We start from the raw sequence: 6,000 nt of genomic DNA on the forward strand, positions 1-6,000 counted from the left end.
TGGGATGTAAAGAAGGATTAGATGCAAGGGCTGAGACAGTGGCAAACAGTCAGGCATTAACTATGTGGGATGTAAAGGGATAAAAACACAAACGACGAGCAGCGGGAAAAGATGTCAGGCATTAACTATGTGGGATGTAAAGTTCAAAAAAACAGCTGATCAAGGGTAGGAGGAGAGGTCAGGCATTAACTATGTGGGATGTAAAGTAAACCCGAAGTAAAAAACGATAAAGGAGATGAAAGTCAGGCATTAACTATGTGGGATGTAAAGGCAGCCTTGCCAAGTTTGTTAAATATCTTTTCAACGTCAGGCATTAACTATGTGGGATGTAAAGTGGGTGAAATCAATCCATGATTTTGATTCTATGAGCGTCAGGCATTAACTATGTGGGATGTAAAGAAAATCAATGAAGTGCTCAGCTAAATTTTTTTCAATAGTCAGGCATTAACTATGTGGGATGTAAAGCAGCACTCACATTTATTACTCACATGATTTTTCTTTAGTCAGGCATTAACTATGTGGGATGTAAAGGCTTTTGCTAAAGTTATTGCCGAAAGAGTTCTTGAAGTCAGGCATTAACTATGTGGGATGTAAAGATAGTAGGAAATATCATGGGTATGCTAGGAGGCATGTCAGGCATTAACTATGTGGGATGTAAAGGTTTTAATTCTTATTGACTTGATACTTGGAAAGTATTGTCAGGCATTAACTATGTGGGATGTAAAGTGGGTGAAATCAATCCATGATTTTGATTCTATGAGCGTCAGGCATTAACTATGTGGGATGTAAAGGCAAGCGAGTGTGGATTTGGATTTGACAATAACTACGGTCAGGCATTAACTATGTGGGATGTAAAGGAAGAAGAAAATAACAACAAAGAGGATGATAACAATGTCAGGCATTAACTATGTGGGATGTAAAGTAATTAATTAGGCTGATGCCTCGGAGAACACAGCCTGTCAGGCATTAACTATGTGGGATGTAAAGTGTTAAAGACCGTGTATTATTCGGGAATGCAACCGGTAGTCAGGCATTAACTATGTGGGATGTAAAGCTCATTAGCCTGCTCTGCAGATTCAGCCGCCACCCAGTCAGGCATTAACTATGTGGGATGTAAAGGCTTGTATTAATATATTTTATTCAAATATTAATGAGTCAGGCATTAACTATGTGGGATGTAAAGTTAGAAACGAACGAAGAAGAAAAGGTCTAAAAAACTGTCAGGCATTAACTATGTGGGATGTAAAGATTTGGATCAAATAAAGGCTGTAAAATTAAGCCTAGTCAGGCATTAACTATGTGGGATGTAAAGTACAGTTCTTGTTTCTCTGTGTTCCAAGACCATCAGTCAGGCATTAACTATGTGGGATGTAAAGTAATTACAGCAATGATGCCAGTTGTTTACATCATTAGTCAGGCATTAACTATGTGGGATGTAAAGAAGGCTATAAGAGATAATTAATAATGTAGTGTAGGGGTCAGGCATTAACTATGTGGGATGTAAAGTTGTTTATAGCAGTAGGCAATATCCATATACCCAATCGTCAGGCATTAACTATGTGGGATGTAAAGGAGTGGATAATCGGAATTGTAGACAGGTTAAAGCAGTCAGGCATTAACTATGTGGGATGTAAAGTATCCACTAAGAAGATGTGTTGTAGATTCGGCAGCAGATCAGGCATTAACTATGTGGGATGTAAAGTACAAGTTTTTCATTAATGTCTTTTGTATAGCTGTAGCCAATTACGATGGACAGTAACAATGTTATAAACTTATGGTGAACAGAATAGGTTTTTTCTTTCATTTTTAATAAATGCAATAAGCCATGCGGAAGTTTTTTCCTCTTTAAATTCACCTGTGGTAAAGGTTATACTTTTCATAGGTGAGACCCCCTCTTTTTATTTTTTGTGGTGAATTAATAATACAGGGGAATGGTTCTCACCTACTGTTATATTATGCAGTCCAATTTATTACATTTTCAATGTTCATGTTTGTACAAAACTTAGGTAACTAATTCTCAATCAAATATTTATCGATAATAGATATATGTTTATGATATAATTCTTGAAAGTATTAGATATTGGGAGTGTGAGTTTATGAAATACCGTATTGACCCTAAATCCGGCAATGAGCTCTCTGTATTGGGTTTCGGTTGCATGAGGTTTCCAAGGACCAGAGGTTTTATAGATATGCAGAAGACCGAAGGCATTGTATTGGAGGCCATTAAACAGGGAGTAAACTACTTTGATACAGCTTATATATATGGTGGAAGCGAGGAAGTATTAGGAAGCATTCTCAAAAAGAATTCGGTGCGTGACAAAGTATATTTAGCAACCAAGCTTCCTTTGGTTTATATCCGCAGCTCACAAGACTTTGATGAAATTTTTAACAAGCAGCTTGAGCGGCTTCAAACTGATACAATAGATTACTATTTGATGCACAATATAACAAGTTTGTCCCAGTGGGAAAAGCTGTGCAGTATGGGTGCTAGAGAATGGATAAATGTCAGAAAGGCTGAAGGTGCCATAAAGCAGGTTGGGTTTTCATTCCACGGAATAAGAGACGAATTTCTTAAAGTAATCGATGCTTATGATTGGGACTTTTGCCAGATTCAATACAATTATGCAAACGAGAATTTTCAGGCAGGTGTAACTGGGCTTAAGAAGGCTTACGAAAAAGGGATGGCTGTTATAATTATGGAACCGCTTTTAGGAGGTAAATTGGCAAATGGGCTGCCTAAAGAGGCAGTAGAACTCTTAAGAAAGGCTAACCCCGATCTTTCTCCAGCTGCATGGGCTCTTCGGTGGCTGTGGAATCAGCCTGAAGTCACGGTTATATTATCGGGTATGAATGGAAGTGAACAGGTAAAAGAGAATCTGCATATTGCAGACACATCATATCCACACATGCTTTCAGTTGAGGAAAACAAAACACTAAGGCAGGTAAATGAAATTTTCGAAAAATACAATAAAATACCATGTACCGGCTGCAACTACTGCATGCCTTGTCCTAAAAACGTAAATATCCCAAGCTGCTTTGCTGCACACAACGCATCGTATTCTTTAGGGAGAATAGCCGGGATGACAATGTATATAACAAGCTCAGGGGCGATGTCTGACGATCAAAGCGGTGCAGGGCTATGTAGTAAATGCGGCAAGTGCGAGACACATTGTCCTCAAAACATAAAAATAAGGGAAGCCTTGGATGATGTAAGAAAGAGGATGGAGCCGTTTTGGTACAGGTGGGGGACATCAATTGCCCGAAGGGTTTTGACCAGAAAAAAATAATATTGGAAAATTTGGTTGACAGTGATTGTATAAATTATTATAATAGTTTATCAACGATTTAGGTGGTTGTACCATGAGAGATAAAAATTTTAATCAAGTCAAAAATCTAAAAAGGCAGATAAATATTTTAAAAGCCACTGCATTAACTACATATAAGGAATGGGCTGCATACAGGAGCCATATGGCTGTGTCAGTACTGGTAGGACCGGTTTTTTTTCTTGTACAGGTATTTATATGGAATGCCATATACTCAACACGTGAAACAGTGACGGGCCTGACCTTAAATCAGATGCTTGTATACTTTGGCATCTCAGCGGTTATAGGTTACCTTACATATGACTCAAGCGATATGGATCTGCAAATGCTTATCAGAACAGGTAAGTTTATAACATTTATGTTAAGGCCTGTAACTCACAGCTATTTTGCATTTTCCCAGAAACTCGGGCATAGGATATTGGCTTTATGGGTTGAGTTTATACCGGTTTATTTATTGTTTTTGTTTGTTTTTAAAATCAACCTTGTGCCAGCCAATATTTTTTGGGCATTAGTTTCAATAACGCTAAGCTTTATACTGGTGTTCCTGACAAACTATTGTATCGGGATAACAGGCTTCTGGCTGACCAAGACAGAGGGACTTAGAAGAGCTTTTCTTGTCCTGAGGGATATATGTGCAGGGGTATTTGTACCACTGACACTGTTTCCGGATTTAATGCAAAAAGTACTGTTCTTTCTTCCTTTTCAGTTTATAACTTATGTTCCCATAAGGGTGTTTATAGGTTCATACGAGCTTGCAGGAATTAAGATGTCTATTCCTCAAATAGTTGGCTTACAAGCTTTGTCAGTGGTTGCCATGTACTTGGTATATAAGCTTTTATGGCACCTGGGTACTAAAAGATTTACGGGGGTGGGGGCATGATAAATGCAATGTACATACACCTGCAGGGCATAAAGACTGCTCTTGCAGTAAGAATGGCATATAGGGCAGACTTTTTTATTAGTATAATAATCATGCTGGCGGTGGAAGGTATAACACCTTTTGTAACATACCTCGTGTATAAAAACGGAGCCTCACTGCCAGGGTGGAGTATGTATGAAGTGCTGCTTATCCAGGGTATATTCCTTTTGTCGAGGGGCATATCATTTCCGTTTTTCTTCGGCATAGTCTGGAATACAATAGAGCGGGTAAGAGAGGGTACTTTTGATCTTCTGCTTATTAAACCAAGGTCGGTGCTTCATATGGCTATCATAACAGGCTTTGACTCGGAAGACCTTGGGAAGCTCATTGGGGGTATAGTGCTTTTTACAGCTGCATTGGTAAATATTCCTTTTCCCGGCTTATTCCAGTGGCTCATGTTTGGTGCATTGTTTTTAGTGTCTTTGGTTGTAATGTTCGGATTTGGGCTTATATTATCGGGGCTGGGTATTGTGTGGGTAGCCAATTTCAGGGTATATGAGATATTTTTCTCTCTGGCCAATTTCGGAATGTATCCTGCCAATATTTTTTCCAAGATGCTTCAGACATTTATAACCTCCATAGTGCCTGTAGCAATGCTTGGTTTTATACCAGCATCGGTGTTGTTGGGCAGGCCGGCTGAGGGTACTTTGTATGCTGTAGTTGTAAGTTTTGTTTTCTTGTTCTTAAGCTTGCTTTTCTGGAAGGCTATGCTTAAAAGATATAATAGTGCGGGTGGTTGATTATGTTAATTAAAGTTGAAAATCTGACTAAGATTTATAAATCATATGAGCGGGGGAATTCATTTGGAGAGGCTGTCAAAAGCCTCTTTGTGAGGAAAACCAAATTGGTTGAAGCTCTAAAAGGGATATCATTCAATATTGACAAGGGGGAGCTTGTAGGATTTTTAGGTCCTAATGGTGCGGGCAAATCCACGACCCTTAAGGTTTTAACGGGAATTCTATTTCCTACTGACGGAAAAGTTGATATCATGGGATATACTCCATGGAAGCAAAGGAAAAAATATGTGGCCCATATAGGTGCGGTGTTTGGGCAGAAATCACAGCTTCTTTGGGATATACCGCCCCTTGATGCCTTCAATCTAAACAAGGCCATATACTCCATTCCCGACAGCGAATTTAATAAAAAACTCAGCTACATGGTGGAGCTTCTGAGCTTGCAGGATCTTATCAAAAAGCCTACGAGGCTATTGTCATTAGGTGAAAGAATGAAGTGCGAATTTATAATGGCAATGCTTCACAATCCTGAGATAGTATTTCTCGACGAACCGACTATCGGGCTTGATGTAATTGCAAAGGATAAGATAAGGGAGTTCATCCTTGAAATGAACAAACAGGGTGTAACATTTATACTTACAACACATGACCTTGGGGATGTGGAGAGGCTTGCAAGGAGGGTCATAGTTATAAACCACGGTGAAACGGTCTTTGATAATTCTATTGAAGCACTAAAAAGCCATCTTGGCACAAAAAAGGTGGTTTCAATAACTACACATGGTCCGCTGCCGTCATTGGAAATGCCGGGTGTAGAGTTAAAGAACAAGGTATCGGAATATAATGCCGAGCTTGAGCTTGATGTAAGTATAATGGAGCTAAATAAATTCATTGACTATATAAACAAAAACAGCACATTAAGCGACATGACTCTGCAGGAGCTTCCCATTGAAGGGGTCATAAAGGACCTTTATACCCACGGACAATAAAAACCTTTCATGATATAATTAATATAAGATTTAAATAA

4 protein-coding genes and 1 CRISPR repeat array (1 of these 5 running past the window's edge) are annotated in these 6,000 nt (G+C 38.9%); all 4 genes read left to right on the forward strand.

Annotation, left to right across the window (positions count from 1 at the left end):
* A CRISPR array of direct repeats spans positions 1-1,702; the repeat unit is 29 nt; unit sequence GTCAGGCATTAACTATGTGGGATGTAAAG; it begins 4,306 nt to the left of the window's first position.
* A 394-nt stretch (positions 1,703-2,096) separates the two neighbouring features.
* Entirely contained in the window at positions 2,097-3,287 is a 1,191-nt protein-coding gene (locus tag VIO64_RS22270) for an aldo/keto reductase (protein WP_331921947.1), read from the forward strand.
* 73 nt (positions 3,288-3,360) lie between these two features.
* Positions 3,361-4,203: an ABC transporter permease gene (locus tag VIO64_RS22275; protein ID WP_331921948.1), complete on the forward strand. Its 843-nt coding sequence runs from the start codon at positions 3,361-3,363 to the stop codon at positions 4,201-4,203.
* Positions 4,200-4,982, forward strand: a complete 783-nt coding sequence (locus VIO64_RS22280) for an ABC transporter permease (protein WP_331921949.1) — start codon at positions 4,200-4,202, stop codon at positions 4,980-4,982. Before VIO64_RS22275 ends, VIO64_RS22280 begins: the two co-directional genes overlap by 4 nt.
* A gap of 2 nt (positions 4,983-4,984) precedes the next feature.
* Positions 4,985-5,962 carry an ABC transporter ATP-binding protein gene (locus tag VIO64_RS22285; protein WP_331921950.1) on the forward strand — a complete coding sequence of 326 codons (978 nt, stop codon included), beginning with the start codon at positions 4,985-4,987 and terminating at the stop codon, positions 5,960-5,962.
* The last annotated feature ends 38 nt before the right edge of the window (positions 5,963-6,000 follow it).

This window comes from Pseudobacteroides sp., assembly GCF_036567765.1.
GTDB lineage: Bacteria > Bacillota > Clostridia > Acetivibrionales > DSM-2933 > Pseudobacteroides.